The sequence below is a fragment of the Streptomyces qaidamensis genome, from assembly GCF_001611795.1.
Classification (GTDB): Bacteria; Actinomycetota; Actinomycetes; order Streptomycetales; family Streptomycetaceae; genus Streptomyces; species Streptomyces qaidamensis.
Genome location: NZ_CP015098.1, coordinates 8293934 through 8320846, shown reverse-complemented (window position 1 = coordinate 8320846; position 26913 = coordinate 8293934). Strand labels below are relative to the sequence as shown.

Here is a 26913-nt window from a genome sequence, read left to right as displayed (position 1 = left end):
TTCGAGTGGTCCGGGGCTGGTCTGCGGTTTCGGGCACTGAGTATCCGCTGGGCGCCTATCGGCAAGCACAACACCACCCTCGCCCAACTCGCGGCAGGCTTCGGCATCTCCGTCGGAACCGCCCACGCCTAGTTGACCTCGCGCTTTCATGAAGCGTGGTGTCCGACGGGTGGTCAGACAAACGAAAAGTGCCTCTGACTAGCAATGCCGGTGAGTTGAGGGCATCAGTGCAGGCCAGGTGGGGTGTTTGGTGACTCTCAGTGTGTAGTGGACGTTACTGGGAGTGCGGGGCTGGTCCCGTTTTCTGACCTCGAAGGTGTCCTTGGACGGCCACTTGACGCGTTGGCACTGCCGGTTGCTCCGGGCTGGGAGGAGGGCGGCCAGGAGTTCGGTCACGGCCTCGTGGCGTGCGGTGCCCAGCGCGGTCACGTCGGCTGCGGCCTGGGCGGCGACGGCCAGCCGGGCGAGCTGCACGGTGACGGTGAAAGAGATCCGGTCGGGATCGATCCCGCCGTGTTCCGCGGCGTGTATCTGCGGCGGTCCGCCGACTCCGTCGGCGGACCGTCAGAAAGATCGAGGTTAGACGACCTTTAGACGTGGACTCTCATGGGGTCCCCTTGAGTGAAGACAATCTCGAGACGGACCTGCGTGAATCGCCAGCCGTCCTCTGTTCGTCGGGCGGTGACGTGAAACTTGCCACCAGCATCCTCGTGCTTCATCAGCTCCGCCGCATTCGGGAGGTGATACGCGATGACGTAGGCCACGCCCCTTGCCTCGTCTCCATCGAGGTCGACGTAAATCTGCCCAATGTGGTGATACGTCACCTCATAGGCGCGCCCGATAGTATTTCCAGGGGTGTCGACAATCGCTTTCCGACCGCGATGAATCTGCCCGCCGATCTCAAACACAGCATCGTCGGTGTACAGCGAATTTAATGCGTCGAAATTTGCGTCGTCGAGCGCTCGGTAATGCTCCTGAACAAGTTTTCGGACTTCCGACTCGTCAATCAGGCGCTGCAAATCTGCTTCATTCACCGATTACCTCCCATGCCACAAGTGCCATCACTCTTCGCCATGACCATACGTCCTGTTTACGCTTGGCGGTACTGTTTCCATTGTCACCAAGAGCGATCTTGACACCGTCGGGTCACCTGTGGACCCACTGAAATTCCCGCTGCTCAATTCTTGAGCGCATTGACGACGTCGCGCACGTGCGCGGCCCAGCCGTATGGAGAACTCGATTCCCTTACGGGGGATGAGGTGCTGAATACCGAGCTCGCGCAGTCATCGGCGCAAGTAGCCACTGCCGTACCCCCCGTCCGCGTAGAGCTTGGCGGGCCGTCTCCTGCACGGGCGGTCGACCCCGACCGGGCGGAAACCAGCGGCGACTGCCGCTAAGTGCACCCTGCTGTGGTCGCGAAGACGAGCGCGGCCGACGCCTCGCGATGCCCGTACCGACGCCGACCCGTCCGTCCGGTGCCATGCGCTTGCCACCGGACGCCATTCAAAACCGGCGGACGGAGCTGCGGAGCGTGGCTACTTCGCCGCCGCCCTGCGAAATCTGAGCCGGCCAGCGGCCAGGAGTCCAGATCACAAGTGCACAGTGCACTGCTCGCCCCCTGGTCAGTGTGCGTTGCAACATTGAGTACCGACGCCTCCGCGATGAGGATGTGCCGTGACCCTCCTGGGTGGCTGGCGACCGTGAGGCGCACGCCGGCCCGGTCAACGGCGATAGGAGTTCGTGATGGCTGACGCGGCGGTGTCCCGGCGGGATGTGCGGTTCCAGTCGGGCGACGGTGAGTGTGGTGGGTGGCTCTTCCTGCCCGCCGGCGCGGCGAACGACTCACCCGTGCCGATCGTCCTCTTGGGTCACGGCTTGGCCGGACTCAAGAGTCAGCGGCTCGACTCGTTCGCGCAGCGGTTCGCCGAGCGGGGGTACGCGGCCCTTGCCTTCGACTACCGTCACTTCGGCTCGAGTACCGGTGAGCCGCGGCAACTGGCCGATGTCGAAGAGCAGTTGGAGGACTGGCGCAGCGTTGTGGCGTATGCCCGGACTCTTGAGGGTGTCGATCCGCAGCGGGTGATCCTGTGGGGGACGTCGTTCGCCGGTGGACATGTGATCACCACGGCCGCGGGCGATCCCGGCATCGCCGCAGCGATAGCCCAGTGTCCGTTCTCCGACGGGCTGGCCGCCGCGAGGGCGATGCCGAAGAAGACGATCATGCGGCTCATGCGTGAGGCGCTCAAGGACCGGAAGGCGGCGAACCGGAATGAGCCGCCGGTGCGCGTGCCCATCGTGGGGCTTCCCGGTGACCTGGCGGTGATGACCTCGCCGGACTCGGTGAGTGGATTGCGGGCGATTTTCGAGGCGTCGGGCGAGCCGTTCGAGATCCCCGAGATTCCCGCCCGTTTCATGTTCCAGGTGCCGGTCTATCGGCCCGGCCGTGGGGCGTCCGAGGTGAAGGCGCCTCTGCTCGTCTGTGTGTGCGAGCGGGACAAGGTGACGCCGGCGCGCCAGACGGAGCAACTCGCCTCCCGTGCGGCGCGAGGGGAAGTCAAGCGTTACGACGCCAGCCACTTCGACATCTATGTGGGCGATTGGTTCGAGCGTGTCGTGGGCGATCAGATCGAGTTCCTCGAGCGGCACGTGCCCGTCGAGGCGACCGCCGTACGCTGAGCGAGCAGGAGCCAGACATGGAACCCTCGAGCACCCGTGTCGGTGAGGTGCTCGCCGGGCGCGCTGAGGACCCGCAGCGTTCGGCGATCCTGCGCCATGCCGAAGTCGTGACGATGGATCCGGACCGGCCGCGGTCGGAGCGGTCGGACGTGTTCATCCGGGGAAGCCGGATCGAGGCCGTCGGAGCGGATCTCGGCCACCTCGCCGATGAGAACACCGTCGTCGTGGATCTCACCGAGCACATCGTCCTCCCCGGATTCATCGACTGCCACGTTCACGCTTGGGAGGGGGTCTTCCGGGGTGCCGTGCCGGATGCGAGCTTCCCCGACTACATGGCTTTCGCGCACATGGCGTGCGCCCCGCTGATGACTCCGGACGAGATGCGGGTCGGGCAGCAACTCACCGCCGTCCAGGCCATCAACGCCGGCGTGACGACGATCGTCGACAACAGTCACAACGCGAAGTCCGTGGAGCACGCGCTCGCCGCTATGGACGGTCTCCGGTCGACGGGCATTCGGGCGGTCTTCGCCGTCGGGGCACCGGCCGTCGACACGGATCCGGAGAAGTTCCTGCGCACCTTCTCGGAACTGCGATCGGCATACCCGGACGACGACGAACTGCTGACCCTCCGCTTGTTCAGCCCGATGCCCTCGCGTGGAGTCTTCGAGTTCGCGCGAGCGACCGGTGTGGGCGTCTCAGCCGAGCTGGTCCTCGGAGTTCCCGTCCCCCAACTCGGGTTGCCTGCGGCCGTAGGCGACTTCTTCGGTGAGGGCCTGATCGGAGCCGACGACACGTTCAACCACTGCATCGGCGTGAGCGCGCGGCAGTGGTCGGAGTTGCGAGATGTGGGCGCGGGCGTGAACGTCACTCCGCGATCCGACCCTCACTTCGGTATCGGCCCCGCGTTCCCGGCCGTGCTCCAGGCGCAGGAGAGCGGCGCTGTCTTCGGCATCAGCTCGGACAACGAGGTCTGCTACGGACTGGACTTCTTCACCGAGATGCGGACGCTGCTGACACTCCAGCGCAGTGCCGCGTTCGCCCGGCTGAACTCCTCCTCGGGCGAGCAGGCGATCAGCCCGTTCGGCACACTCGACACGCTCCGGGCCGCCACGTCCGGGGGCGCGCCGAGCGCCGGCATGCCCGGTCGGCTCGGAATGCTCAAGGCGGGCCTGCCCGCCGACCTCATCGCGGTCAGCACCGAGCGGTTGCACCTGCGCCCTCGTGGCGACGCCGTCGGCACCGTCGTCAATTTCTGCACTACCAGCGACGTCGACGTCGTCTTCGTCAACGGCACACTCCGGAAATGGGGCGAGGGCATCATCGGCATCGACGTCGCCCGGACGATCGCGGAGGCAGAGCAGTGCCGGGAGCGTGTTCTCGGCGCAGTGAACGCGGTGTGAACAACAAGGGACAGGGACATCGCACTCCCCTGCGCTGGTCACGCACCTGGCGCCTTCCCAAGCTCGCCTCGCAGTCGTGGGGAAGCCGACCGGAGGCCCCACCGCATGGGGGCGACGGCCACGAGCTCCGCTGGAACTCACCGCGCCCCTCTGGGCTGGGCTCGACCGGAGTTCTGTCAGTACCCCGTCCCGTTCCTGACCGTGAGGGCGGGCCCTCGGCCTCACGCCGATGGCGGAACCACCCCTCCCTTCATGACGGTCGGACCGAACTGGCGGACCTGAGGGAGGGTGGTGACCACGTGGGCCACGACGCGTTCACTGAGGCAGACGTGGCGATGGGGTACGTCACCGGGGAAACGGACGAAGTCGCCGGCCGCCAGGTCCACCGCTTCGTTGAGCGGACCCGTGCGGAGCTTTCCGGTGATCACGTAGAGGTGATGCAGTGTGCCGGCGCTGTGTGCGGGGATCGGCTCGGGGTCCCGGTCGCCCCGTTCCAGGCGCAGGACGAGGGTACGTACGTAGCCGGAGCCGTAGGTCTCGTCCAGGAGGCGCTCGGTCCAGTTCGCCGCTTCGGACCACTCGCCCTCGCCCTGCCGCTGGACGTAGACCGGAGTGCCCCACTCCGTCAGCAGGCGGCGCGCGGGCACGTCCAGAGCGGTTCCCAGCAGCGACAGGGTCTCCACGGTGGGATTGCCCACACCCTGTTCGATCTTGGAGAGCGTCTGTTTCGACAGACCCGACCGGCGGGCCAGCTCGCCCAGGGACATCGCCCGCTCCAGCCGGAAGCGGCGCACGTTGCGGGCGACGAGCTCGTTCTCCCGGGCAAGGGTGTCACTTTTAATGTGCATGTCGTCATTATTGACGAACAGGCGACTGGCTCGCATCCTTGTCACGTAAAGCATGACAGGCGGTGCATTAAAAGTGACACCATTCCTCGAAGCCGAGGTGAACAACCATGACCGCAACCCTCGCCGGTTCCGCGCGTGACGACCGGGCCGCCGTCGACAAGGCCATCAGCCTCCTCGTCGCCCTCGGGGACAGGTCCAGCGGGGAATCCGGCGTCAGCGCACTCGCTCGGCGGGCTCAGATGAGCAAGTCGACCGCGTACCGCGTCCTCGGCATGCTGGAGCGCAACGGTGTGGTGGAGCGCGTCGGGACGGACTACCGGCTCGGTGAGCGCCTGCACCATCTGGGAAAGGCCGTCTACGCGCCCGGCTCCGAGAGCATCCGCGACGTGCTGCTGCCCTACCTGGCCGACCTGTACGAGGCGAGCCGGGAGACGGTGCACCTGGCGGTCCTGGACGGCCCGCACGTGGTGTACCTCGCCAAGCTCTACGGTCACCGGCCCGCGCCCGTGCCGTCCCGCATCGGTGGACGGCTGCCCGCCTACGCGACGGCGGTCGGCAAGGTCCTGCTCGCCTACGACTACGAGGCCGCGGAGCGGGTGTTGTCGCAGCCTCTGCGTTCCTACAGCGCGAGCACGATCACCGATCCCGACGAGTTGTCCGCCGAGTTGGACGGCATTCGCCGTACCGGTGTCGCCTTCGACAACGAGGAGTACCAGCCCGGACTGGCCTGCGTGGCGGTGCCGGTGCTGAACCGCGCCGGGCGAGCGGTCGCGGCCCTTTCGGTCGCCGGCCGGCTCGGCCAGATCGACACGCGACGGCTGAGCGTGCACGCCCGCCGGGTCGCCGCCGCCGCCTCGCAGGCAGCGGCGAGGGGGTTGGCCCGTACAGCATGACCCGTACCGCAGGAGGGGTGCCACCGCATGCGGTGGCACCCCTCCGTCGCGACCAGCTGCCGGTCAGGACGCCGCCGGAGCGGCCCGCAGCAGATCCAGCGCGATGTCGACGATCATGTCCTCCTGCCCGCCGACCAGTCCGCGCCTGCCCACCTCCAGCAGGATGGCGCGTACGTCGATGCCGTACTGCCGGGAGGCTGCCTCGGCGTGCCGGAGGAAACTGGAGTAGACGCCGGCGAAACCCAGGGTGAGCGTCTCGCGGTCGACCTGGACCGGACGGTCCTGCAGCGGTCGTACGAGATCGTCCGCCGCGTCCTGCAGGGCGAACAGGTCGCAGCCGTGCTTCCACTCGTTGAGGGTGGCGACGGCGACGAACGGTTCGATCGGGCAGTTGCCCGCCCCCGCGCCGTGTCCGGCGAGGGAGGCGTCCACCCTGGTGACCCCCTCCTCGACGGCGACGACCGAGTTGGCCACTGCCAGGGAGAGGTTCTGGTGGGCGTGGATGCCGATCTGGGTCTGAGGCCGCAGCGCGTCGCGGTAGGCGCGGACGCGTTCACGGACCCCGTCCATGGTGAGACGGCCTCCGGAGTCGGTGACGTACACGCAGTGGGCGCCGTAGGACTCCATCAGCCGTGCCTGCTCGGCCAGTTCCGGGGCCGGGGCCATGTGGCTGAGCATGAGGAAGCCGGAGACGTCCATGCCGAGGTCGCGGGCCGTGGCGATGTGTTGGGCGGAGACGTCGGCCTCGGTGCAGTGGGTGGCGATGCGGACCGAGCGGACACCGAGCGCGTAGGCCTGCTTCAGTTCGGCGATGGTGCCGATGCCGGGGAGCAGGAGCGTGGTGAGCGTGGCCCGTTCGAGGACCGAGGCGGCTGCTTCGATCCATTCCCAGTCCGTGTGGCTGCCGGCGCCGTAGTTGAGGGAGCCGCCGGCCAGGCCGTCGCCGTGGGCGACCTCGATGGCGTCCACGCCGGCCGCGTCCAGGGCGGCGACGATGCGCTGGACGTCGGCGGGGGCGATGCGGTGCCGTACGGCGTGCATGCCGTCCCGCAGGGTGACGTCCTGGATGTAGAGGCTGGTGGTCATGCGGATGCCCCCTGTCGTGCGTGCCGGGCGATGCGCTCGGCGGTGCGCAGGGCGGCCGAGGTCATGATGTCGAGGTTGCCCGCGTAGGCGGGGAGGTAGTGGGCGGCGCCCTCGACCTCCAGGAAGACCGAGACCTTGGTCGTCACCCGCGGTGCTTCGGCGGGCAGGAGGGTGTGGACCGGTTCGTCGGCCGGCACGGGCGTGAACTGGAGGTCCTGCTTGAGCCGGTAGCCGGGGACGTACTGGGCGACCTCGTCCACCATGGCGGTCACGGAGGCGCGGATGGCGTCGTGATCGGCGTCGCCGATGAGGCAGAACACCGTGTCCCGCATGATCAGCGGGGGCTCGGCGGGGTTGAGGACGATGATCGCCTTGCCGCGCGTGGCACCGCCGACGGTCTCGATCGCCGCGGAGGTGGTCTCGGTGAACTCGTCGATGTTGGCGCGGGTACCGGGCCCGGCCGACTTCGACGCGATGGAGGCGACGATCTCCGCGTACGGGACGGGGGTCGTACGTGCGACGGCGTGGACGATCGGAATGGTGGCCTGCCCGCCGCAGGTGACCATGTTGACGTCGGCGGCGTCCAGGTTGTCGTCGAGGTTGACCGCCGGGACGACGAAGGGGCCGACAGCCGCTGGGGTGAGGTCGACGAGCCGCTTGCCGAAGGGGGCGAGCCGGTCCGCGTTGGCGATGTGGGCCTTGGCCGAGGTGGCGTCGAAGACGATGTCGATCTCGTCGAAGCCGTCCATGCGGATCAGGCCGTCGACGCCTTCATGGGTGGTGGGCACCTTCAGACGGCGGGCCCGGGCGAGTCCGTCGGAGGCCGGGTCGATGCCGACCATCGCCGCCATCTCCAGTGTCTCCGAGAGACGGAGCACCTTGATCATCAGGTCGGTGCCGATGTTGCCGGAACCGATCACGGCCACTTTCGTCTTCTTCAGGGCGGTCATGACGGCTCCTTGTCGGTGAACGCGGCGGTGACGGTGCCCAGGGTGGAGATCTCCGCGAGGACGGTGACGCCTGGGGCGACGCTGACCATGGGGCCGAGCGCGCCGGAGAGGACGACCTGGCCGGCCCGCAACGGGTCGCCGTAGGCGCGCGCCGTACGGGCCAGCCACAGCAGGGCGTTCAGGGGATCGCCGAGACACGCGGTGCCGGTGCCCTCGGAGACGAGGACATCGTCCACGTACATCCGCATGGTCGCCTCACGGGGCTCGAACGCCTTGAGCGGGAGACGGGACTCGCCGAGGACGTACAGGCCGCTGGAGGCGTTGTCGGCGACCGTGTCCGTGATGGTGATGTCCCAGTCGGCGACGCGGCTGTCCACGATCTCCAGGGCGGGCACCGCGTAGGCGACCGCGGCGCGGACGGCGGCCAGGTCGAGATCGTCCCCGTCCAGGTCGGTGGCGAGGAGGAAGGCGATCTCCGCCTCGACTTTCGGCTGGAGCAGCCGTGCGGTGGGCACCGCGGCGAGGGCGGAGACGTCCATGTCGGCGAACAGGACGCCGAAGTCCGGCTGGTCGACGCCGAGTTGCTTCTGCACGGCCGGCGAGGTCAGGCCGATCTTCCGGCCGGTGCGGACGGCCCCGTCGGCCAGTCGGCGGGCGGTGAGACGGCGTTGGACCTCGTAGGCCGCGTCGATGTCGCCGGCGCCCAGCAGATCGCGGACCGGGGCGCAGGGTTCCCGCTCGAGTGCTGCAGTCGTCAGCCTGTCCGTCGCGAGGGTGATGGCTCGTTCGCGTTCGGTCATCGGTTCGGTTCCTGTTCTGCTGTGGTCACGGCGAAGCCCGCGATCCATTCGGGGATCGGTGCGTAGAAGCGGGAAGTCGTGCGGTACGAGCCGGTCGCCGCAAGGGACGCGAAGGCCGCGATCCAGGTGCGGACCTCGTGGGCCGAGCCACCGCCCTCGGCGCCCATCCACTCCACGGTCCAGGCGTCCACGTCGGTGAGCCGGCCGCTTTCCAGGGTGTCCAGGACGAGGTTGTCCCAGGCGGGGTTGATGGGCACCATGCGGGTCGAGCCGGCGGCGTAGTCGCGGCCTGCCTGGATCACCCGCTCCTCGCCCCGGGCCCGTTGCTCGGGTGTGGGCGGGTGCCCCTCGATGAGGGCGTCGGCGACCCGGGGCGGGGCGCCGTCGAGCACGGGGACGGGCGGGTCGTGGGAGAGCCCGCCGGAGCCGAGGAACAGCACACGGCGGTCCAGTACGGCGGCCGCTTCGCCGATCGCGGTCCCCAGTGCCCGGATACGGCTGACCGGGCCGAGCGGGGTGGCCACACCGTTCACGAACACCGGTACGACCGGCACCTTGTCGATGCCGCCGAAGAGGACTTCCAGCGGCTGGACGAAGCCGTGGTCGACGGTCATCCGGGCCGAGACGGTCAGGTCGACTCCTCGGTCGAGAACCCCGCGGGCCAGAGAGCGGGCGGCGTCGGTGTCGACGGAGAGGGCGCCGGCGGCGGAGCCGAAGTCGCCGACGGCGTTCGCCTCGGTGGCCAGGCAGAACGGAGGCATCTCCTTGTAGAAGAAGCCGTTGTAGTGGTCCGGGGCATACAGGACGACCAGGTCGGGGTCGAAGGCGCGGACGAAGGAGCGAGCCGTCTCGACGGCGTCCTCGACGGCCGCCAGGACGTCCGGGGCCGGGTCGTTCCTGCCGATGAGGGGAGAGTGGGACAGGCCGACGGCGGCGGCGGTCATCGCGGGGCTCCTTGCTCGTGCGGGGCGGGGGGATGGATGACGAGCTTGCCGGTGAGCCGCCCGTCGATCATGAGCTGGAAGCCCTTGTGGATCTCGTCCAGCGGCAGCGTGCGGTCGACGACCGGGCGCAGGCCGGTGGCGTCCATCAGCTTCAGCAGCGAGACCAGTTCGCCGCGGGTGCAGCCGGTCGAGCCGAGGAGGCGCTGCTGGAGATAGAAGATCCGGCCGAGGTCGGCGGGCGGGTTCTTCCCGCTGGTGGCTCCGGCGACGACGATCGTGCCGCCGGGACGCAGCGACTTCGTGGAGTGGGACCAGGTGGCCTCACCGACCGTCTCGATCACGACGTCCACGCGCTCGGGCAGCCGTTCGCCGGTGGGTACGGCCTTGCGCGCGCCCCAGGATTCGGCCTGCCGCCGCTTGTCCTCGCTGCGGCTGGTGGCGTACACGACGGCGCCCGCGGCCACGGCCAGCTTGATCGCGGCCGACGCGACGCCGCCCCCGGCCCCCTGGACGAGGACCCGGTCGCCCGCGCGGATTCCCGCCCGGGTGAAGAGCATGCGGTACGCGGTGCCCCAGGCGACCGGCAGACAGGCCGCCTCGTCGAAGGTGAGCCAGGACGGCTTGGGGATCAGGTTGCGGGTGGGGACGGCGAGGTATTCGGCGAACGCCCCGTGGTGCTGCTCCGACAGCAGAGCACGCCCGGGGTCCAGCGTCTCGTCGCCGAGACCGGCGTCCGGGTCGGCGATCACCGGGTGGACGAGCACCTCGTTGCCGTTCTCGTCATAGCCGGCCGCGTCGCAGCCGAGGACGATGGGCAGCCGCTCGGGCGGGTGACCGACGCCGCGCAGGGTCCACAGGTCGTGCATGTTGAGCGACGAGGAGACCACACGGACGGTCGACCAGCCGGGGCGGGGCTCAGGCTTGAGGATTTCCCCGAGGACGAGCCCCGACAGCGGATCGGTCGCGCTCTGGGAGATGGCGATGGCAGCAAGCATGCGTTGACGCTCCCCCGCGCCCGCCGCCTGCCGACAGCGCGCGTGCCGCCGTACGGAACGACGGATGGCACCCGGCCGCGGCGCTGCTGTTGCCTGGGCTCATGACCTCGACGATCGAACCTCAGGGCGCGGCCACGGCGGCCCCGCGCGGAGCGCTGCGGCGTCCGGCGGACCTGGCGCGGAACATCGACGTATCCGGGCTCGTCGACGCTGAGGGCGGGCTGCTGGATCGCGTCATCTTCACCGACGAGGAGCTGTACCGCCAGGAGCTGCGCCGCGTCTTCGCGCCGAGCTGGCTGTTCCTCGCGCACACCGACCAGTTCCACAAGCCCGGCGACTTCTTCACGACGTACATGGGCGAGGACCCGGTCATCGTGACGCTGGACCGTGACCGGCGTATCCGCGCCTACCTCAATTCCTGCCGGCACCGGGGTGCCCGCGTCTGCCGCGCCGACTTCGGCACCACCCGCAACTTCACCTGCACCTACCACGGCTGGTCGTACAACCTGGACGGTTCGCTGGTCAGCGTGCCCAACAAGGACGGCTACCCGGAGTCCTTCGAGACGGGGCAGTGGGGCCTCGTCGAGGTGCCGCACGTGCAGACGTACCACGGGCTGGTCTTCGGCACCTGGGATCCGGACCCGGTCCCGCTGCGGGAGTCGCTCGGCGACATGGCCTGGTACATGGACGCGATGCTCGACCACGACGACCAGGGGACGGTCGTCGTCGGCGGAGTCCACAAGTGGGTCCTGGAGGGCAACTGGAAGCTGGCCGCCGAGCAGTTCGCCACCGACTGGTACCACGTCAACATGAGTCACGCCTCGGCGCTCATGGTCCTCTCGCCGTCCGGCAGGAAGCCCAAGGACGAGGTCGTGCACCGTACCGGCCGCCAGTACGTGGACCCGAACGGGCACGGCGCCGGCTTCCCGGTCCATCCCAAGAACCGCTTCGACGCCCAGACCGTGCACGAGTGGACGGACTACGACGCGCTGCGGGAGCGGCTCGGCGAGGCCCGCGTCGAGGGACCGCTGACCACCGGACACGCCACCGTCTTCCCCAACTTCTCCTACCTGCCGGTCAACGGATCCATCCGGGTCTGGCACCCCAAGGGCCCCGACCGCATGGAGGTGTGGGCCTGGACCATCGTCGACAAGTCCATGCCCGAAGAGGTCCGTGAGGCCCAACGCCTGTACAACCTGCGGACGTTCGGACCCAGCGGGATCTTCGAGCAGGACGACGGTGAGAACTGGAGCGAGGTGCAGGCCATCTCGCACGGATTCATCACTGGCGGCGTCGCTCTCAACTACCAGATGGGCATGGGCAGCGAACGCGAGGACGGCCGCCACCCCGGCAGGACCAGCGAGCTCTACAGCGACGCCGCCGGCCGGGCCTTCTACGCACGCTGGCGCGAACTGATGAACACGCCCGCCTGGCACGAGGAGCACCACGCATGAGCAACGGCAGCGGTATTCGCGTAGCGGCCCTGGCCGACATCCCCCAGGGCGAGGGCATCGCCATCGACAAGGCGGTCACCGGCACCGCCGACGACATCGCCCTGCTGCGCGACACCGACGACAGTGTCTACGCGCTCGACGACACCTGTACCCACGAGACCGCCTCACTGGCCGATGGCTGGGTGGAGGGCGGATTCGTCGAATGCCCGCTGCACTCCAGCAAGTTCTGCCTGAAGAACGGCGAGGTCCAGGGCCTGCCCGCGACGAAGAACGCCTGCCCGCACCGCGTCGAGGTCCGTGACGGCGAGGTCTACCTCTTCCCCGGGGAGTCGCCGTGACCGAGCGTGTCGTCATCGTGGGCGGCGGCATCGCCGGCGTGAGCACGGCCGCCTCGCTGCGAGCGGGCGGCTTCGACGGTGATGTCACCCTCGTCGATTCGGGGGACTTCCCCTACGACCGTCCCCCGCTGTCGAAGGACTTCCTGACCGGCACGAAGGACGTCAAGGAGATCGCCCTCCAGCCTTCCCGGTGGTACGACGACCAGCGGGTACGGCTGATCAACCGGACGACGGTGACCGCGCTGAGGCCAGGGGACGGCGCCGTCGAGCTCGGCGACGGACGCCTGCTGCGCGCCGACCGTGTCGTGCTCGCGACGGGGGGTGCCGCCGCCCGCCTCCCGGTTCCGGGTGTCGGTGGCGAGCGCGTGCATGTCCTGCGCACGGCGGACGACGCCGACAGGTTGCGCCCGGCTCTCGCTCCCGGTGCCAGAGTGCTGGTCGTCGGCGCCGGGCTGATCGGTGCCGAGGTCGCCTCCACCGCCGTACGTCTCGGTTGCGAGGTCGTCCTCGTCGACCCGGTCGCCGTGCCGCTGGCCGCCGCGCTCGGCCCGGAGCTGGCCGCCTGGCTGCACGCACTGCACACCCGCCACCGGGTCACAGCCGTACAGGCCGCCGTGGAGTCCTTCGTCGACCGGCCCGAGGGCATCGAGGTCGGGCTCGGTGGAGTCACGCGGCTCTACGACGCGGTGGTGCTCGGTGTCGGCATGGTGCCGTGCACCGAGCTGGCGCGGGCGGCCGGGCTGGAGGTGGACCGCGGCATCATCGTCGACGAGCGTCACGTCACCTCGAATCCGGCGGTGCTCGCCGTCGGCGACCCTGCCCGGATGCGCCAAGTGCCCCGCACCGAGCACTGGGAAGCAGCCCAGCACGACGGTGCCAGGGCAGCGGCGACCCTCCTCGGCGCCCCGGACCCGGCGCCTGCCGCGCCCTGGTTCTGGACGGACCGGCACGGGCTCCACATCGAGGCCGTCGGGCACATGGAGGCAGCCGCGCAGACCGTCCTCAGGGGCTCCTACGACGACCCGTCCTTCGCCGTCTTCGGTCTGAGGGACGGGCTGGTCGTCGCGGCCGCCTCGGTCGACGACCCGGCCGCCGTCAGAGCCGCTCGCCGGCTGATCGACCGCCGTGTCCGCGTCGCCGCCGACCGGCTGGCCGACCCGGCCGTGAACCTGCGCGGCCTGCTGCGCGGCTGATGTGCCGCCAGACGGCACAGGCCATATCACCCGGGTCCGAGAAAGGATCGAATGACACCGTGAGCACAGGCACCGAGCAGATCCGGTCACGCGCGGGGGCACGCGCCGACCGAGACACCCACTTCGAGGTCGAGCAGTTCTACTACGAGGAGGCCGCCCTCCTCGACGACGGCCGCTACGCCGACTGGCTCGACCTGCTCGCCGACGATCTCGACTACTGGATGCCCACCCGCAGCAACCGGCTGCGCCGGCAGCAGGCGCTGTCCGTGGCCGCGCGGGGCGAGGCGGCCTTCTACGACGAGAGCAAGGAGAGCCTCGCCTGGCGCATCCGCCGGTTCGACTCCGGGATGGCCTGGGCCGAGGACCCTCCCTCCCGGACCCGGCATCTGGTCACCAACGTGATGGTCAGCCACATCGACCCCGCCGAGCACGACGGATTCACCGAGGACGACCTGTGGGTGCGCTCGGCCTTCCTCGTCTACCGCAACCGGCTGGAGCGCGAGGAGAACGTCTTCGCCGGCGGCCGCACGGACGTCCTGCGGCGCGTCGGGGACGGCGGGCTTCGGGTGGCCCGCCGGACCATCCTCCTGGACCAGAACATCCTCCAGGCGAAGAACCTCTCGACCTTTTTCTGATGGGACACCGCTGTGACCGACCTCGAACTCAAACACCACCGAGTAGCCACGTCCTTCGGTGAGATCGCCGTCACCGAGACCGGCGAGGGACCCGTGCTGGTGATGCTGCACGGCGGCGGCCCCGGCGCCTCCGGCGTCAGCAACTACCGTCAGAACCTCCCCGCCCTGGCCCGGCACTTCCGCGTCGTCCTGCCCGACCAGCCCGGCTTCGGCGCCAGTTACCGTCCCGGTGAGGCGGACCTGGAGACACGGTCCATCACCGAGATCACCACGGACGCGCTGTACCAGACCCTCGACTCGCTCGGCATCGACACCTTCCACCTGCTGGGCAACAGTCTCGGCGGCGCCGCAGCCCTCGCCATGGCCCAGCAGCGCCCGGAGCGTGTCACCCGGCTCGTGCTGATGGCCCCTGGCGGTGGCTGGCTCCCCTTCGGCCCGACTCCCACGGAAGGGCAGAAGGAGATGTTCCGCTACTACAACGGCGGCGGACCGAGCGAGAAGAAGATGGCGGCGTTCATCCGCACCATGGTCTTCGATCACAGGCAGTTCGGTGAGGACGTCGTCCGCGCCCGTTACGAGGCCTCGCTCGACGAAAGCCACATCGCCTTCTACCACCACTACAACGCGGCCTTCGGCAAGCGGGGTGGCATGGACCCCCTGTGGCGGGACCTGCACAAGATCAAGGCGCCCACGCTGCTGCTCTGGGGCCGCGACGACCGGACCATCACCCTCGAAGGTGCCCAGCTCATGCTCAAGCAGATCCGTGACGTGCAGCTGCACGTGTTCGGGCGGTGCGGCCACTGGGTGCAGCTGGAGCGGCAGCGCGAGTTCGACGCGCTGGTCACCGGCTTCCTCGGGGAGCGGTCATGACGGGCGGCTGGCTGGAGGGTGACGCGGCCCTGATCACCGGCGGCGGGTCGGGCATCGGTCGTGCCGTCGCCGAACGTTTCCTCGCCGAGGGCGCGTCGGTCACGATCCTGGGCCGCGACAAGAAACGGCTGGACGAGGTCGTACGCGATGCCGCCGACCCCTCGCGCATCCACGCCGTCGTGGCCGACGTGCGCGACTCCGGGAGTCTGCACCTCGCCGTCGCCGAGGCCGTCGACCGCTTCGGAAAGCTCGACACCCTCGTGGCGAACGCGGGGGTATGGGACTACCAGCGACAGCTCACCCGGCTCAGCGGTCAGGAACTGAACACGGCGTTCGACGAGATCTTCGCCGTCAACGTCAAGGGCTACGTCCTCGCTGCGGAGGCCGCGTGGCGCGAGCTGGTCAAGACGCGCGGAAGCATCGTCATGACGCTCTCCAACGCCTCCTTCTACGTCAACGGCGGCGGACCCCTCTACACGGCGAGCAAGCACGCCTGCCTGGGCCTGATGCGCGAACTCGCCTACGAGCTGGCACCCAAGGTCCGCGTCAACGGCGTGGCCTGCGGCGGCATGAACACCGACTTGCGAGGGCCACAGGGACTGGGGCTGGCCGACCGGTCGATCTCGGCGTCCTTCGCCAAGCAGGGCCCGGACACCCCGCCGCCGCCCATCCCGCTGCACGACTCCAGCACCGATCCACGTGACTTCACCGGGCCCTATGTGCTGCTCGCCTCCCGTGCCCAGAGCGGTCCGATCACCGGACACGCGATCAACGTCGACGGTGGCATAGGCGTACGCGGATTCGCCGGTGCCGCCGGCGGCGACCACCTCTGACGCCTGTTCTCCCGCGCTCGATTTCCGACGCTCAACGAGGAGCCGCTCGTGATCCCGCCATCAGCCACGACACCGCACCCATGCAACTCGGGCCTGAACGTGGACCTCAACCCGGCCGCCGCCGTCGCGTGCAACGCCCGCTTCCAGGGCGAATCCATCGCCGTCCGCTATCCGGGCGGCGACCTCACCTACACCCAGCTCGACGACAAGGCCGCCCGCCTGGCCACCGTCCTCGCAGACGGCGGCATCGGCGACGGAGACCGGGTCGCCCACCTCGGCCTCAACAGCAGTTCCTTTCTCGTCACGCTGCTCGCCGCGCACCGGCTGGGGGCCGTCTTCGTCCCGGTCAACTTCCGGCTGGCCGAGGCCGAGTTGGAGGCGGTGCTCGTCGGCAGCGGTGCCACCGCCCTCGTCTGCGAGGAGGGACACCGGGAAAGCGTCGACAAAGTACGCGACAAAACCGCCCTCGCGCGTTTCCTCCTGGTGGACGACGACTGCGAGGTGCCGACCGCTGGCGCATCGGGCTGGGAGCCATGGGCACCCCCCATCGCAGCCGCAGCGCCCACGGCTTCCATCGCCGTCAAGGGTGCCGATGACCCGGCCATCCTGATGTTCACCTCCGGCACCACCGGCACGCCCAAGGGTGTCGTCCTCACCCATGGAAACCTCTGGTGGAACTCCGTGAATGTCGAGCTCCGTCTCGACACACGTCGTGGCGACGTCACCTATGCCGCCGCTCCGCTGTTCCACATCGGTGCCCTGAACAGCTTCGTGCTCCGCACGCTGGTGCGTGGGGGCACGGTGGTGATCAGACGCGGGTTCGACCCGCAGACGTGTCTCGAAGACCTGGTCGCCCACCGGATCAACTCCATGTTCGGCGTCGCCCAGATGTTCGCCGCCCTGGCGAGACAACCCGGCCTGTTCGACGAGGACCTGAGCCATCTGCGGTCGATCGTGGTCGCGGGCGCGCCGGTGCCGCCCTCGCTCATCGAGTTCTACGCCCGGCAGGGCGTGTTGCTCCAGCAGGCGTGGGGGCTGACCGAGACCGCACCGTTCGCCACCCATCTGCCGGTCGAGCGCACCCTTGACAAGATCGGTTCCGCGGGCATCCCCATGCCGTTCACCGAAGTCCGGGTTGTCGACGCGGCCAGCAACACGCCCCTGCGGCCCGGGGAGCCGGGCGAGATCGTCGTCCGCGGCCCCAACGTCACCGCCGGCTACTGGAACACCCCGGAGGCGAACCGCGCGGCCTTCGACGAGGAGGGCTGGTTCCACTCGGGCGACATCGGCTACCTCGACGAGGACGGTTACCTGTATATCGTCGACCGGCTCAAGGACATGATCATCAGCGGGGGTGAGAACGTCTACCCGGCGGAGGTCGAGCGGGTGCTGGCCTCCATGCCGGGTGTGGTCGATGTCGCCGTCGTAGGGATTCCCGACGCGCAGTGGGGCGAGACCGTACAGGCCGTCATGAGCGTGGACGACACGGCGGCGATCACCCTGGAGGCCGTACACGAGTACGCGGCCGGACAGCTCGCCCGCTACAAGCTGCCCCGACGCCTGAGGATCGTGCCGGCTGTCCCCAGGAACGCCTCCGGAAAGCTGGACAAGGCCGGCGTCCGGCGGCTGGCCGACGAGGGGAACTGACGATGCTCACCGTCCCGGCCCTGCCCGCGCTCGACGTCCCCGGCCCCTGGCAGACCACCGTGGAGTCGTGGACGCGCTTCACGGGCAGTCTGCGCCTGCGCGGCCCGAACGGCGAGGCCGTCGTCGCAGTGGAACGCTGCGCTGCCGGCCGGCTCCGCGACGCCTATCCGGTCGGTGCCCGGGACGTGGAACTGCTGATCCACACCGGCCTGCGAGCCGAGAACCTGCCGGAAATCCTCCGGCCGCTGGTACGCGCCGTCCGGGCAGCAGATCCCGGCTGCCGCCGGGTGGTCTATGCCGTGACGGAGGGCGACCGGGCTGGTGTCGAGGCCGCTGAGGCGACCGGCTTCCGGTACGCCGTCGACGTCGATCTCCAGGACGAGCAGCTGAGCCTGCTGGTGGCCGAACCCGACTGGGTCACCGTCACGGACATGGACCTGGATCACGTACCGGGAACGTGACGAGCCGGGGCTTGGCTCGGCATCGGCAGATTCCGCAGTTGAGCGGCTGTTCCCGGTGCGGACGGGTCGCCTCGTCGCCCGGTCCTCCTCAGCCCTGGACGGGGGCAGGGCTCTGCATCCGGGCGAAGGGGCGGGGGACAACACCTGCGCTCGCTGGGCATGGCGGCGGCACACTATTCCCTGCTCATCGCCGTCCACGTCGATCCCGGCCTGGCCGGAGCGGAACTGGCCCGCCGCCTCAACGTCACCCCGCAGGCGGTGGCCCGCCTGGAGGGCCGGGGCCAACTGGAACGCCGGCCGCACCCGCGCCACCGACACGTGCAGGAACTCCACCTCACCGACGCCGGCCGCGACGCCCTGCGCAAGGCCGACTCCGTGATCGCGGAGATCGAACAGCAGATCACCGAGAAACTCGGCGCCAAGGACTCCACCCAACTGCAGGCGCTGCTCGGTCAGGTGACCGACGCGATACATCAGGTGCAACCCGCAGGCCCCCTCAGCAGACCGGTCACCCTGCGCAAAGACGGCACACCGGGGTGACCGCGCGAGCAGCCGGCACGTCACGATCACCTTGGACGAAAAAGCCCCGCGTCGTCACCGAACCAGCCTGAACCTGTCGAACGAGTCGTGGGAGCACCACATGCTCGGCCTGGAGCTGGCGGGTGCGATCCGCAGGGCCGGCCTGTATGCCGAACTCGAGGTGTCGACGGAAGACGGCTCCCGGCGCGGCGGCGTCATGGCTTCCTCGCCGGACGACAACCAGCGCATGGCGTGGAAGGGGCTCGCCCACTCTCGGCTTCGCTCGAGCGTGACCTGCCTGGGTGGCTTTGGCGATCGGATGGAAGCAGGCCACAGAGGCAGCATCGCCGGCGGCGCGCGGCGAGCTGTTCGGCTTCGGTGACCACTTCCTTTGACGGAGAGCCCCCCGGTTGAGCGGTCCTGCGTTCCGGCCGCACTGTCTGGTGCCCTCAGGGGTGCCAGTGGCGCACGGCGGGGGCGGCCGCCGTGAACGGCGGCCAGGGGGTGTCGGTGCTCGGGGTGCCGGTGCGGATGAAGCTGAGCCAGGCGGTGCGCAGGGCTCGGCCCAGGGTGTCGATGTCGTGCGGGTCGGCGCCGGCGAGCATCGGGGCGGTGGTCCAGTCGGCGTCGGTGCCGAACAGGAAGGGCAGTTCGATGCAGTGGGTGGCGCCGAAGAGGGAGGCGGGGGCGGCGTAGTCGAAGCGGTAGGTCCACACGCGGGCACCCGCCTCGGTCAGCCGGGCAGCCAGGCGGCGGGAGGGACGGTCGAAGAGGGCCGTACCCGCGACCCGTTCCACAGCGTCGGCAGTCGCCGCACCCAGTGCCGGGATGCGGCGCAGGCGGCGCAGCATCGGGTTCAGGGCGTAGAAGGCGCTCATCTCCCGCCCGGTGGTGCCGATGATGACGTCCAGACCTGGAGCTCGGCCTGCCAGACATGCGGCCCAGCGTGCTGCGTCCGGGAGCGGGCCGACTCCGGCGACCGGCCTGAACAAGGGGACCGCACGGAGCCCGAGTCTGCCTGCCGCTTCTCGCGCGAGCGCGGTCTGGGCGTCCAGGACATCGGCGACGGGGACGGTACGCGGGTCTGCGCCGAGCCGGGTGAGGAACCGTTCGGCAGCCTTCCGGGCGCTGCGGGCGCTCCCGAGGCCGAGAGCGGCGGGGGAACTTTGAACGACGGCCCGGCGGAACAGTCCCTCGGCGTCGGGCATGCCCAGCAGACACTGCACAGTGTGGGCGCCGGCGGACTGGCCGGCCACGGTCACCGCGTCCGGGTCGCCGCCGAACGCGGAGATGTTCTCGCGCACCCACCGCAGCGCGGCGAGCTGGTCGGCCAGGCCCAGATTGCCTTCGGAGATCCCCGGTGCGCGCAGATAGCCAAGCACGCCAAGCCGGTAACTGACGGAGACGACGACCACGTCTCCCTCGCGGGCGAGCCGGTGGCCACCGTAGAACTTCCAGGAACCGGCGCCCGAAACCCAGGCACCGCCGTGGAACCACACCAGCACCGGCCGGGACCGGTCGTCGACGCCGGGGGTGGTGATGGTCAGGTTCAAGCAGTCCTCGCCCTGTTCGTGCGGCTCGGGGACGCCCATCACCGGCTCCAGCCGGGACGGCCGCTGCGGGGCGATCGGGCCGTCGGCCGTGGCGTCCCTCTCTCCGCTCCAGGCGGGCACCGGGCGGGGCAGGCCGAACCGCTCGCAGGTGGCGTAGCGCACGCCTCGGAAGACGGTCGTACCGTCTTCGACCCGGCCACGCAGCACGCCGCTGGTGGTCTTCGCCGTGATGAGCATCAGCAGCCTCCGCAGGTCGCGTCCATCGCAAGTCGACTTGCGATAGAACCCAGTGAAGCTCGCCGTGGTGGTTTATCGCAAGTGCGCTTGCGATAATGGGAGGTATGACACCACCGCGCCCGGCCCCCGCGCACCGCCGTGGCGCGGCCGTACACCGAGCCGTCCTCAAGGCCACCACCGAACTCCTGGCCACCGAGGGCCTGGCGGGCACCCGTATCGCGGAGATCGCCGCCCGTGCCGGTGTGCACGAGACCTCGGTCTACCGGCGGTGGGGCACCCGGACCAACCTGATCCTCGAAGCCCTCTCGGACCGCCTGGACACGGAACTGCCCCTGCCTGACACCGGCTCCACGCACGAGGACCTGACCACCTTCTTCACCGCGCTCGCCGGGTTCCTCACCACGCCCACGGGCCAGTCGCTCGCCCGCCTCGCCCTCGCCGCAGCGGACGACGAGCCCCAGTCCGTCCAACTCCGCAACCAGTTCTGGACCGCCCGCCTGGACCGCGCCCGCATCCTCGTCCAACGCGGCATAGACCGCGGCGACCTCCCACCGGACAGCAACCCCGAGTTCCTCCTCGAAGCCCTGACCGGCCCCCTCCACCTGCGCATCATGCAACGCGACCAGCCCGCAGGGCACGCCTACGTGAGTCGACTCGTGGACCTGGTACTGGCCGGCGCCCGCTCAGCACCACCCGACAGCCACACCAGGTCAAACCGCTGAGGGAAAGAAGCAGAGCCATGCACGGGGCGTCGTATCCGATGTCGAAGACGATGAGGGTGTCGCGTCGCCCTCGCGCCACCGCCCGTCGGCGATCAGATCCCTGACGACGCGGCGCGCACCCGGACGGCGGCACCCATCATGGTCGGGCCGACGCTGATCCCCGACGACGACAGCCAGCCGATGGCACTGTTCGAGGAGCGCATCGTCCGTATCGACGCAGACACCGCTCGCCTGCGCTACTGACCGTACGAAGCCCTCAGCCAACACATGGTGTAACGCGGGATAACGTGAGCGGGAGACGGCCCAAACGACGAAACGACCCGGCGAGCGCGGTCACGCGCACCATCACCGCCGCCGGCGAGGCCTTCGCTCACGCTTCCGAGCACGACAAAGGCGGCATCCCCGCCATGGGCGCTCAGGAACGCAGGTAGGCCAGCACCGCGCGCACCCGGCGGTGGTGGTCGGTGTCCTCGACGTACAGGCCCAACTTGGCAAAGATGCTGCGGACGTGATTTTCCACCGCGCCGCCGCTCACCACGAGTTTGCGCGCGATGGCCTGGTTGGAGTGCCCCTCGGCCATGAGCGCGAGCACCTCCCGCTCCCGCGCGGTCAGCGCCGCCAGGGGGTCGTTGCCACGGCGCCGAACCATCAGCTGAGCCACTACCTGCGGATCGAACACCGTCCCCCCGGCGGCGACCCGCCGCAGCCCGTCAATGAACTCGTCGACGTCCACCACCCGGTCCTTCAGCAGGTAGCCCACGGCTCCCCTGGCGTCGGCCAGCAGATCCTCGGCATAGGAGACCTCCACATACTGCGACAGGATCAGCACCGGCGCACCGGGAACCCGCTTGCGTGCCGCAACCGCGGACTTCAGGCCCTCGTCGGTGAACGAGGGGGGCATCCGCACATCCACCACCGAGACGTCCGGGCGGTGCTCGACCATCGCAGAGACGAGGCTGTCGCCGTCGCCCACCTCGGCGACCACCTCGAACTCGAACTCCTCCAGCAGCCGGACCAGCCCTGAACGGATCAGCACGGCGTCGTCGGCGACCACTACCCGCACGGGACCTCCATCACCACCACCGTCGGGCCTCCCTCGGGGGAGTGCACCACGAAATCGCCCTCGACCGACCTGGCGCGGTCGGCCAGCCCCGTGAGGCCGTGCCCCTTGGCCAGGTGGGCGCCGCCGATGCCATTGTCGGACAGGGTCAGGATCAGCCGGTTCGCGGTCCGGGACAGGGTGAGGCGCGCGGAGTCGGCGCGGCTGTGCTTGGCGACGTTGGTCAAGGCTTCGGCGGCCACGAAGTACACGGTGTTCTCCACCGCGGCGGAGAAGCGGTCCGGGACCGGGGCGTCCAGCTCCACCGGCACCGGGCTGCGGGCCGCCAGGGACGCCAGGGCCTGGGCCAACCCGCGGTCGGTGAGCACCGGGGGCGCGATCCCGCGCGACAGCGTGCGTAGCTCCTCCAGGGTCTCCCGAGTCTCGGAAATGGCGCCCGTGATGGTGGCCTGTGCCGCGTTCGGGTCCTTGGCGAGCTGGCGCTGCGCCCGCGACAGCTCCATGGCCAGGTGCACGAGCCGCTGCTGGGGCCCGTCGTGGATATCGCGCTCCAGGCGCCGCATCGCGCCCGCCTCGGCCGAGGCGGCGGCGGCCCGCCCCTCGGACAGGTCAGCGATACGCTCGTGCAACTCGCCGACCGCCGTCAGCAGGACGCGCCCCAGGTTCGCCCTTGCCAGGGCGGCGCCGCGCACGACGAACGGCAGCGCGAGGGCGAACAGCACGCCGATCGTCACGTAGAACGCTGACGCAAACAGGTAGTTCTCCACCCCGACCAGCTTGGGAAGCTTCTGCAGGTTCTCGAGGCCCACCGCCTCGTGGATGATCCATCCGTACAGCGGCCAGGTGAGCGTGGACAGCGTCACCCACCACCACACCGCGGTGATCGCGAACATGATCACGGATACGGGAAGGATCACGATTCCGTACAGGAGGTCCAGCCAGTACTGGCCGCCGAAAAGCGGGGTGATGCTTCGCCGGAAGACACCGGATCCCGCGGCAGGCTTGTTGTACATCGGCCGAGCCACGGAATGGCCCAGGACTTCCGGCAGGGCGCGGCGCTCGACCTCGGCGAATCCGCGTGCGATCCGCAGGGCGAGCGCCAGGACCGGCAGTCCGATGCCGATGACCGACGTGACCACGCCGAGTCCCAGGACGGGGATGATCAGGGTCACGCTGATCAAGGCCAAGGGGAAGGTGGACAGCGAGTAGAGGGTGAAGGCGCCGACTCGGCGCGCTTTCGGGGGCATGCCCGCATATTAGGCGGTGGGTTGTCGGCGGATGATCCGACAAGCATGCCGGTTCGGGGTGGGGCCGGCGCTACCTCTGGCAACGGCGCGGTACCGGTGACGTGGCCGGGGCCGGCCCGTCACCGCGGCTCCGGCATCGGTGGGGATCGCATGAGGTGAAGGCGATCCAGCGCTCTTCGTTGTGCCGTTGAAGCCCACCTACCGGTGCGAGCCTGACAGTCCTCGGCCGACGGTGGTGCCTGCACCATCCCGCACTGGTGTGCGCGCGGGATGTCTGCTCCCCTGGCTCGACTCCTAGGTTGTTGCTGCCGGTCACGAGCGCGCCGGGCGGCGTGGCGCACCGGGGGCTGGATCGGGGCTCTGGCAGGTGCCTTCCCGAAGGTCCCGGGCCGACCACCGGCCGAGCCGGCCACATGACGACGAACGCCTTCACTCGTTCAAATTCTTCAGATAGGAACACCATGATCTCCGCGAAAGGCCTGCATAAGAGATACGAGAAGACGGTCGCGGTGGACGATCTGTCCTTCGAGGTCCGGCCAGGGGTGGTCACGGGCTTCCTCGGTCCCAATGGCTCGGGGAAGTCCACCACCATGCGGCTGATGCTCGGCCTCGACCACGGCGGGGGCGAGACCCTGTTCGACGGTGAGCGGTTCGCCTCGATCCGTCGGCCGATGAACCACGTCGGCACCCTGCTGGAGGCCAAGCAGTTCCACCCCACCCGCTCGGCCCGCAACCACCTGAAGATGCTCGCCTCCGCCAACGGCATCGCCAACGCCAGGATCGACCGGGTCCTGGACCTGGTCGGGCTCGGCTCGGCCAAGCGCAAGAAACCCAAGGGCTACTCGCTGGGCATGTCACAACGCCTCGGCCTGGCGCAGGCGCTGCTGGGCGACCCGCACACGCTGATGCTGGACGAGCCGACCAACGGCCTCGACCCGCACGGCATCCACTGGATGCGCGATCTGCTCAAGAGCCTGGCCGCCGAGGGCCGCACCATCTTCGTCTCCAGCCACCTGCTCTCGGAGATGCAGCTGATGGCCGACGAGCTGGTCGTCATCGGCCGCGGTCACATGATCTTCAACGGCGACGTCGACCAGTTCGTCCGCGAGTTCACCACGTCCACGGTGATCGTGCGCAGCCCCTTTGCCGACGCCTTCGTCCCCGCCCTCGAAGCCAAGGGCGCGAGCGTCACCAAGGGCGACGACGGCGAACTGGTCGTCTCGGAAGTGGAGATCGGCATGGTCGGGCACCTTGCCTTCACCGAGGGCATCGAGCTCACGGAGCTCTCCAGCCGCTCGGCCTCGCTCGAGGAGGCCTTCATGTCCGCCACCGGCGCCGCGGAGCAGTTCGTCGCCGAAAAGCCCATCCAGACCGCTCAGACCCCCGAAGGTGCCCAGAATGCTTGATGCGCTCAGATTCGAATGGACGCGGCTGCGCACGCTCCGCTCGACCTACTGGATGGTCTGCTCCGGTCTGGTGGCCTCCGCCGTGATCCCGCTGGTCCTTGGCCTCGGCGCCAGCGACGAGCCGCTCCATGCCGACGCCGTGAACCTCAGTGTCAACGGCGGGGCGAGTTTCGTGATCCCGTTCCTGGCGGTGTTCATGGCCGTGGTCGGTATCTTCGCGACCGGCCACGAGTACCGGCACGGCACGATCCAGCCGACCCTGACCGCGCTTCCGCAGCGCTCGCGCCTGCTCCTGGCGAAGATCCTGACCGTCACGGCGCTGACCGCCGTGGCCACGCTGGTGTCGATAGCGATCAACGCAACCCTGGTACTCGTGTTCTGGGGCGAGGTCCCGGGTCTGTTCGACGACCCCGTACGCTCGGCGCTGCTGGGATACCTGGCCTACAACCTCGTCTACGCACTGACCGGGCTCGGCCTGGGATTGCTGTTCCGCGGCGTGCCCTCGGCACTGGTGGTCATCTTCCTGATGCCGCTGATCATCGAGACCCTGATCGTCGGGCTCACCATGGTCCCGGCCCTGCAATGGCTGGCGCCGGCCGTGAAGTTCCTGCCGTTCACCGCCGGCGAGGAGCTGATGTTGACCAGCCCGGCGAACTTCGGTCCCGCAGCTCCGGACATCGACTTCTTCGACCGCTGGGCCTCGGGTGGCGTGTTCGCGGCCTTCGCAGCCCTGATCATCGGTGCCGCCTGGATCCAGTTCAAGAAGCGCGACGCGTAGTCCCACGACGACGAAGGGCCTGGAGCATCGCTCCGGGCCTGACGTCTGTGGTGGTACCAGCGGCGCGAGGCCAGACCGAGATGATGTCCGCCGGGGTCGGTGGTCCAGACGGTGCCGCCGAGGATCGTCCACGAGAACGTCGCCCGCGTCCGCGCGACCCTCGACCGGATCGAGAACCGCCGTCGACACCGGCGAGGTCGACATGGACGACGAACTCACCCGCCTCCTGCGGGGTGAATAGCAGTGGACAAGCGCTCCCCGACCGCGGAGCGCCACGCCGCCCTCGTCCGCACCGCTCTGCTCCAAACCGCGCCCCTTGGCATGCCCCTTCTCGAACTCGCCGCAGTATGCGGACTCAGCCGCCGGCAGACCCGCCGAGGGATCAGCATTCTCAAAGACGTCTGTGCTCAGAACGAACGGCCGCCCCTGGTGTGCACCATCCGCAACAACCTCGTGTGGTGGCACTACGGCCCCCACCACCCCAAGACGCAGAAGTCTGTGGAAGGCATCAACCAGCTGCACGCCTTCCACGCCAAGCGCTACCCGGGCAACTTCGCGCACCAGGAGGACCACGTCTACACCCTGGCCTTGGCGCGTTCGTCGTCGCCCAGAGTACGGTCGCGCAGGCCGGGGACGACCGCCGTCGCGTCTCGAAGCAGTGCCGAGGCCGTCATCGTCGTACCAGCGCAACATGCGAGCAGCGCTCATCACCACGAACCTTCGAACCAAGATCCGGACCATACCCGGGCCAGCCGTCCGCAGCTTGTGGCGATCGGAGCTGTTTTCGCTGGTCAAACTGCATCTGAGCCGTTTACCACCAGCAGACGAAGCTGAGGTTTCCTCGCCGGGCAACGTCCCCGTATCCGCCTCTTTCCTGTTCGGCGAGCCCATCTCCCCCGCAGTCGCCAGCCGGGCCGCCGGGCGCCCGAGGACCAGCGCGATCTTCTCCAGCGCCCGGTGCAGCGAAGCCGTGCGCCGGGCGAACCGCTCGGTGAGCCCGTCGACCTGCTCGAGAAGGTCCAGCGGTCACAGTCCCGGGCTGGGCATATGAACCGGCTCACCAGCAGGTCGATCACGGTCCGGTGCCCGGACACCGCCACGTCCGCCAAGCGCCGCCGGTACCCGCCGTGGACACGCCCCGACACCGTCCCGCACCCCGGACAAACGGCCTGCCGCATCGCGGTACGCGCCGAAAAGGTCATCACGCCCTCGTCCACCACAACCTCCTCCACCGTCAGCGTCGACAGATGGGAGAAGGCGGCCCAGAGCACGCTGAAGTCACACCAACACCCTTCCTTCCAGGCACCCGTGACGCCCAGTCACGGCTCCACAGAGAGTGGATCGGAACCCCCATCGGGAGTGTGCGAG

The 26913-nt window shown here is 69.2% G+C and carries 28 protein-coding genes; 17 read left to right on the top strand and 11 right to left on the bottom strand.

The features are described 5' to 3' along the window. Window positions 1-590: 590 nt before the first annotated feature. Window positions 591-1034, bottom strand: a complete 444-nt coding sequence (locus A4E84_RS36480; protein WP_079129260.1) for a nuclear transport factor 2 family protein — start codon at window positions 1032-1034, stop codon at window positions 591-593. A 709-nt stretch (window positions 1035-1743) separates the two neighbouring features. Here A4E84_RS36480 and A4E84_RS36475 point away from each other — a divergent pair. After that, window positions 1744-2676: an alpha/beta hydrolase gene (locus A4E84_RS36475; protein ID WP_062930641.1), complete on the top strand. Its 933-nt coding sequence runs from the start codon at window positions 1744-1746 to the stop codon at window positions 2674-2676. Between the two features lie 17 nt (window positions 2677-2693). Next, window positions 2694-4076, top strand: coding sequence for an amidohydrolase family protein (locus A4E84_RS36470; RefSeq protein WP_062930640.1), 1383 nt, complete (start codon window positions 2694-2696; stop codon window positions 4074-4076). Between the two features lie 221 nt (window positions 4077-4297). On the opposite strand, the gene A4E84_RS36465 is transcribed toward A4E84_RS36470, so the two are convergent. Continuing rightward, a complete protein-coding gene (locus A4E84_RS36465) occupies window positions 4298-4960 on the bottom strand; it encodes a helix-turn-helix domain-containing protein (protein WP_237305056.1) in 663 nt (220 codons plus the stop codon). 71 nt (window positions 4961-5031) lie between these two features. On the opposite strand from A4E84_RS36465, the gene A4E84_RS36460 reads away from it, so the two are divergent. Then, a complete protein-coding gene (locus tag A4E84_RS36460; RefSeq protein WP_062930638.1) occupies window positions 5032-5817 on the top strand; it encodes an IclR family transcriptional regulator in 786 nt (261 codons plus the stop codon). A 63-nt stretch (window positions 5818-5880) separates the two neighbouring features. Here A4E84_RS36460 and dmpG read toward each other — a convergent pair whose 3' ends face one another. From dmpG to A4E84_RS36435, 5 genes are read right to left on the bottom strand one after another with little or no spacing between them, the layout of a single operon-like run. Further along, window positions 5881-6903: a 4-hydroxy-2-oxovalerate aldolase gene (gene dmpG, locus A4E84_RS36455; RefSeq protein ID WP_062930637.1), complete on the bottom strand. Its 1023-nt coding sequence runs from the start codon at window positions 6901-6903 to the stop codon at window positions 5881-5883. Beyond that, window positions 6900-7844 (bottom strand): acetaldehyde dehydrogenase (acetylating), encoded by a 945-nt coding sequence (locus tag A4E84_RS36450; protein ID WP_062931768.1) that lies wholly within the window; start codon window positions 7842-7844, stop codon window positions 6900-6902. Before A4E84_RS36450 ends, dmpG begins: the two co-directional genes overlap by 4 nt. A 5-nt stretch (window positions 7845-7849) precedes the next feature. Next, window positions 7850-8653, bottom strand: coding sequence for a 2-keto-4-pentenoate hydratase (locus tag A4E84_RS36445; protein WP_079129259.1), 804 nt, complete (start codon window positions 8651-8653; stop codon window positions 7850-7852). Continuing rightward, window positions 8650-9597: a 3-carboxyethylcatechol 2,3-dioxygenase gene (locus A4E84_RS36440; RefSeq protein WP_062930636.1), complete on the bottom strand. Its 948-nt coding sequence runs from the start codon at window positions 9595-9597 to the stop codon at window positions 8650-8652. The genes A4E84_RS36445 and A4E84_RS36440 overlap by 4 nt, the downstream gene beginning before the upstream one ends. Beyond that, window positions 9594-10592 (bottom strand): zinc-binding dehydrogenase, encoded by a 999-nt coding sequence (locus A4E84_RS36435; RefSeq protein WP_062930635.1) that lies wholly within the window; start codon window positions 10590-10592, stop codon window positions 9594-9596. The genes A4E84_RS36440 and A4E84_RS36435 overlap by 4 nt, the downstream gene beginning before the upstream one ends. Window positions 10593-10693: 101 nt before the next feature. On the opposite strand from A4E84_RS36435, the gene A4E84_RS36430 reads away from it, so the two are divergent. The 10 genes from A4E84_RS36430 (at window position 10694) to A4E84_RS43795 (ending at window position 18924) form a co-directional block, all read left to right on the top strand. Further along, window positions 10694-12046 (top strand): SRPBCC family protein, encoded by a 1353-nt coding sequence (locus tag A4E84_RS36430; protein ID WP_079129258.1) that lies wholly within the window; start codon window positions 10694-10696, stop codon window positions 12044-12046. Continuing rightward, complete coding sequence (locus A4E84_RS36425) at window positions 12043-12384, top strand: non-heme iron oxygenase ferredoxin subunit (RefSeq protein WP_062930634.1); 342 nt, start codon at window positions 12043-12045, stop codon at window positions 12382-12384. The genes A4E84_RS36430 and A4E84_RS36425 overlap by 4 nt, the downstream gene beginning before the upstream one ends. Continuing rightward, window positions 12381-13577 carry an NAD(P)/FAD-dependent oxidoreductase gene (locus A4E84_RS36420; RefSeq protein ID WP_062930633.1) on the top strand — a complete coding sequence of 399 codons (1197 nt, stop codon included), beginning with the start codon at window positions 12381-12383 and terminating at the stop codon, window positions 13575-13577. Before A4E84_RS36425 ends, A4E84_RS36420 begins: the two co-directional genes overlap by 4 nt. Window positions 13578-13636: 59 nt before the next feature. Beyond that, on the top strand, window positions 13637-14212 hold the full coding sequence (locus A4E84_RS42615) for a 3-phenylpropionate/cinnamic acid dioxygenase subunit beta (protein WP_062930632.1): 576 nt from the start codon (window positions 13637-13639) through the stop codon (window positions 14210-14212). 12 nt (window positions 14213-14224) lie between these two features. Beyond that, complete coding sequence (locus tag A4E84_RS42610) at window positions 14225-15082, top strand: alpha/beta fold hydrolase (protein WP_062930631.1); 858 nt, start codon at window positions 14225-14227, stop codon at window positions 15080-15082. Next, window positions 15079-15915 (top strand): SDR family NAD(P)-dependent oxidoreductase, encoded by an 837-nt coding sequence (locus tag A4E84_RS36405; RefSeq protein WP_062930630.1) that lies wholly within the window; start codon window positions 15079-15081, stop codon window positions 15913-15915. The genes A4E84_RS42610 and A4E84_RS36405 overlap by 4 nt, the downstream gene beginning before the upstream one ends. Window positions 15916-15963: 48 nt before the next feature. Further along, a complete protein-coding gene (locus A4E84_RS36400; protein ID WP_237305055.1) occupies window positions 15964-17562 on the top strand; it encodes an acyl-CoA synthetase in 1599 nt (532 codons plus the stop codon). A 2-nt stretch (window positions 17563-17564) separates the two neighbouring features. Continuing rightward, window positions 17565-18023 carry a hypothetical protein gene (locus A4E84_RS36395; protein ID WP_062930629.1) on the top strand — a complete coding sequence of 153 codons (459 nt, stop codon included), beginning with the start codon at window positions 17565-17567 and terminating at the stop codon, window positions 18021-18023. Window positions 18024-18182: 159 nt separating this feature from the next. Further along, window positions 18183-18563 carry a MarR family winged helix-turn-helix transcriptional regulator gene (locus A4E84_RS36390; RefSeq protein WP_213084220.1) on the top strand — a complete coding sequence of 127 codons (381 nt, stop codon included), beginning with the start codon at window positions 18183-18185 and terminating at the stop codon, window positions 18561-18563. A 31-nt stretch (window positions 18564-18594) separates the two neighbouring features. Beyond that, complete coding sequence (locus A4E84_RS43795) at window positions 18595-18924, top strand: hypothetical protein (protein WP_079129257.1); 330 nt, start codon at window positions 18595-18597, stop codon at window positions 18922-18924. A 67-nt stretch (window positions 18925-18991) separates the two neighbouring features. On the opposite strand, the gene A4E84_RS36380 is transcribed toward A4E84_RS43795, so the two are convergent. Beyond that, complete coding sequence (locus tag A4E84_RS36380) at window positions 18992-20332, bottom strand: carboxylesterase/lipase family protein (RefSeq protein WP_079129256.1); 1341 nt, start codon at window positions 20330-20332, stop codon at window positions 18992-18994. 104 nt (window positions 20333-20436) lie between these two features. On the opposite strand from A4E84_RS36380, the gene A4E84_RS36375 reads away from it, so the two are divergent. Next, the gene (locus A4E84_RS36375) at window positions 20437-21054 is read left to right on the top strand and encodes a TetR/AcrR family transcriptional regulator (RefSeq protein ID WP_062930626.1); all 618 of its coding nucleotides are present in this window, start codon (window positions 20437-20439) and stop codon (window positions 21052-21054) included. A gap of 415 nt (window positions 21055-21469) precedes the next feature. Here the strand turns inward: A4E84_RS36375 and A4E84_RS36370 are convergent, their stop codons facing one another. Then, entirely contained in the window at window positions 21470-22117 is a 648-nt protein-coding gene (locus A4E84_RS36370; RefSeq protein WP_062930625.1) for a response regulator, read from the bottom strand. Then, window positions 22108-23361, bottom strand: coding sequence for a sensor histidine kinase (locus A4E84_RS36365; protein WP_062930624.1), 1254 nt, complete (start codon window positions 23359-23361; stop codon window positions 22108-22110). Before A4E84_RS36365 ends, A4E84_RS36370 begins: the two co-directional genes overlap by 10 nt. A gap of 461 nt (window positions 23362-23822) precedes the next feature. On the opposite strand from A4E84_RS36365, the gene A4E84_RS36360 reads away from it, so the two are divergent. The 3 genes from A4E84_RS36360 (at window position 23823) to A4E84_RS43140 (ending at window position 26379) form a co-directional block, all read left to right on the top strand. Then, the gene (locus tag A4E84_RS36360) at window positions 23823-24767 is read left to right on the top strand and encodes an ATP-binding cassette domain-containing protein (RefSeq protein ID WP_062930623.1); all 945 of its coding nucleotides are present in this window, start codon (window positions 23823-23825) and stop codon (window positions 24765-24767) included. Further along, complete coding sequence (locus A4E84_RS36355) at window positions 24760-25545, top strand: ABC transporter permease (protein WP_062930622.1); 786 nt, start codon at window positions 24760-24762, stop codon at window positions 25543-25545. Before A4E84_RS36360 ends, A4E84_RS36355 begins: the two co-directional genes overlap by 8 nt. Window positions 25546-25788: 243 nt before the next feature. Next, window positions 25789-26379, top strand: a complete 591-nt coding sequence (locus A4E84_RS43140) for a hypothetical protein (protein WP_159029658.1) — start codon at window positions 25789-25791, stop codon at window positions 26377-26379. On the opposite strand, the gene A4E84_RS45915 is transcribed toward A4E84_RS43140, so the two are convergent. Further along, window positions 26337-26723 carry a transposase family protein gene (locus A4E84_RS45915; protein WP_418082277.1) on the bottom strand — a complete coding sequence of 129 codons (387 nt, stop codon included), beginning with the start codon at window positions 26721-26723 and terminating at the stop codon, window positions 26337-26339. The genes A4E84_RS43140 and A4E84_RS45915 overlap by 43 nt on opposite strands. Between the last annotated feature and the right edge of the window lie 190 nt (window positions 26724-26913).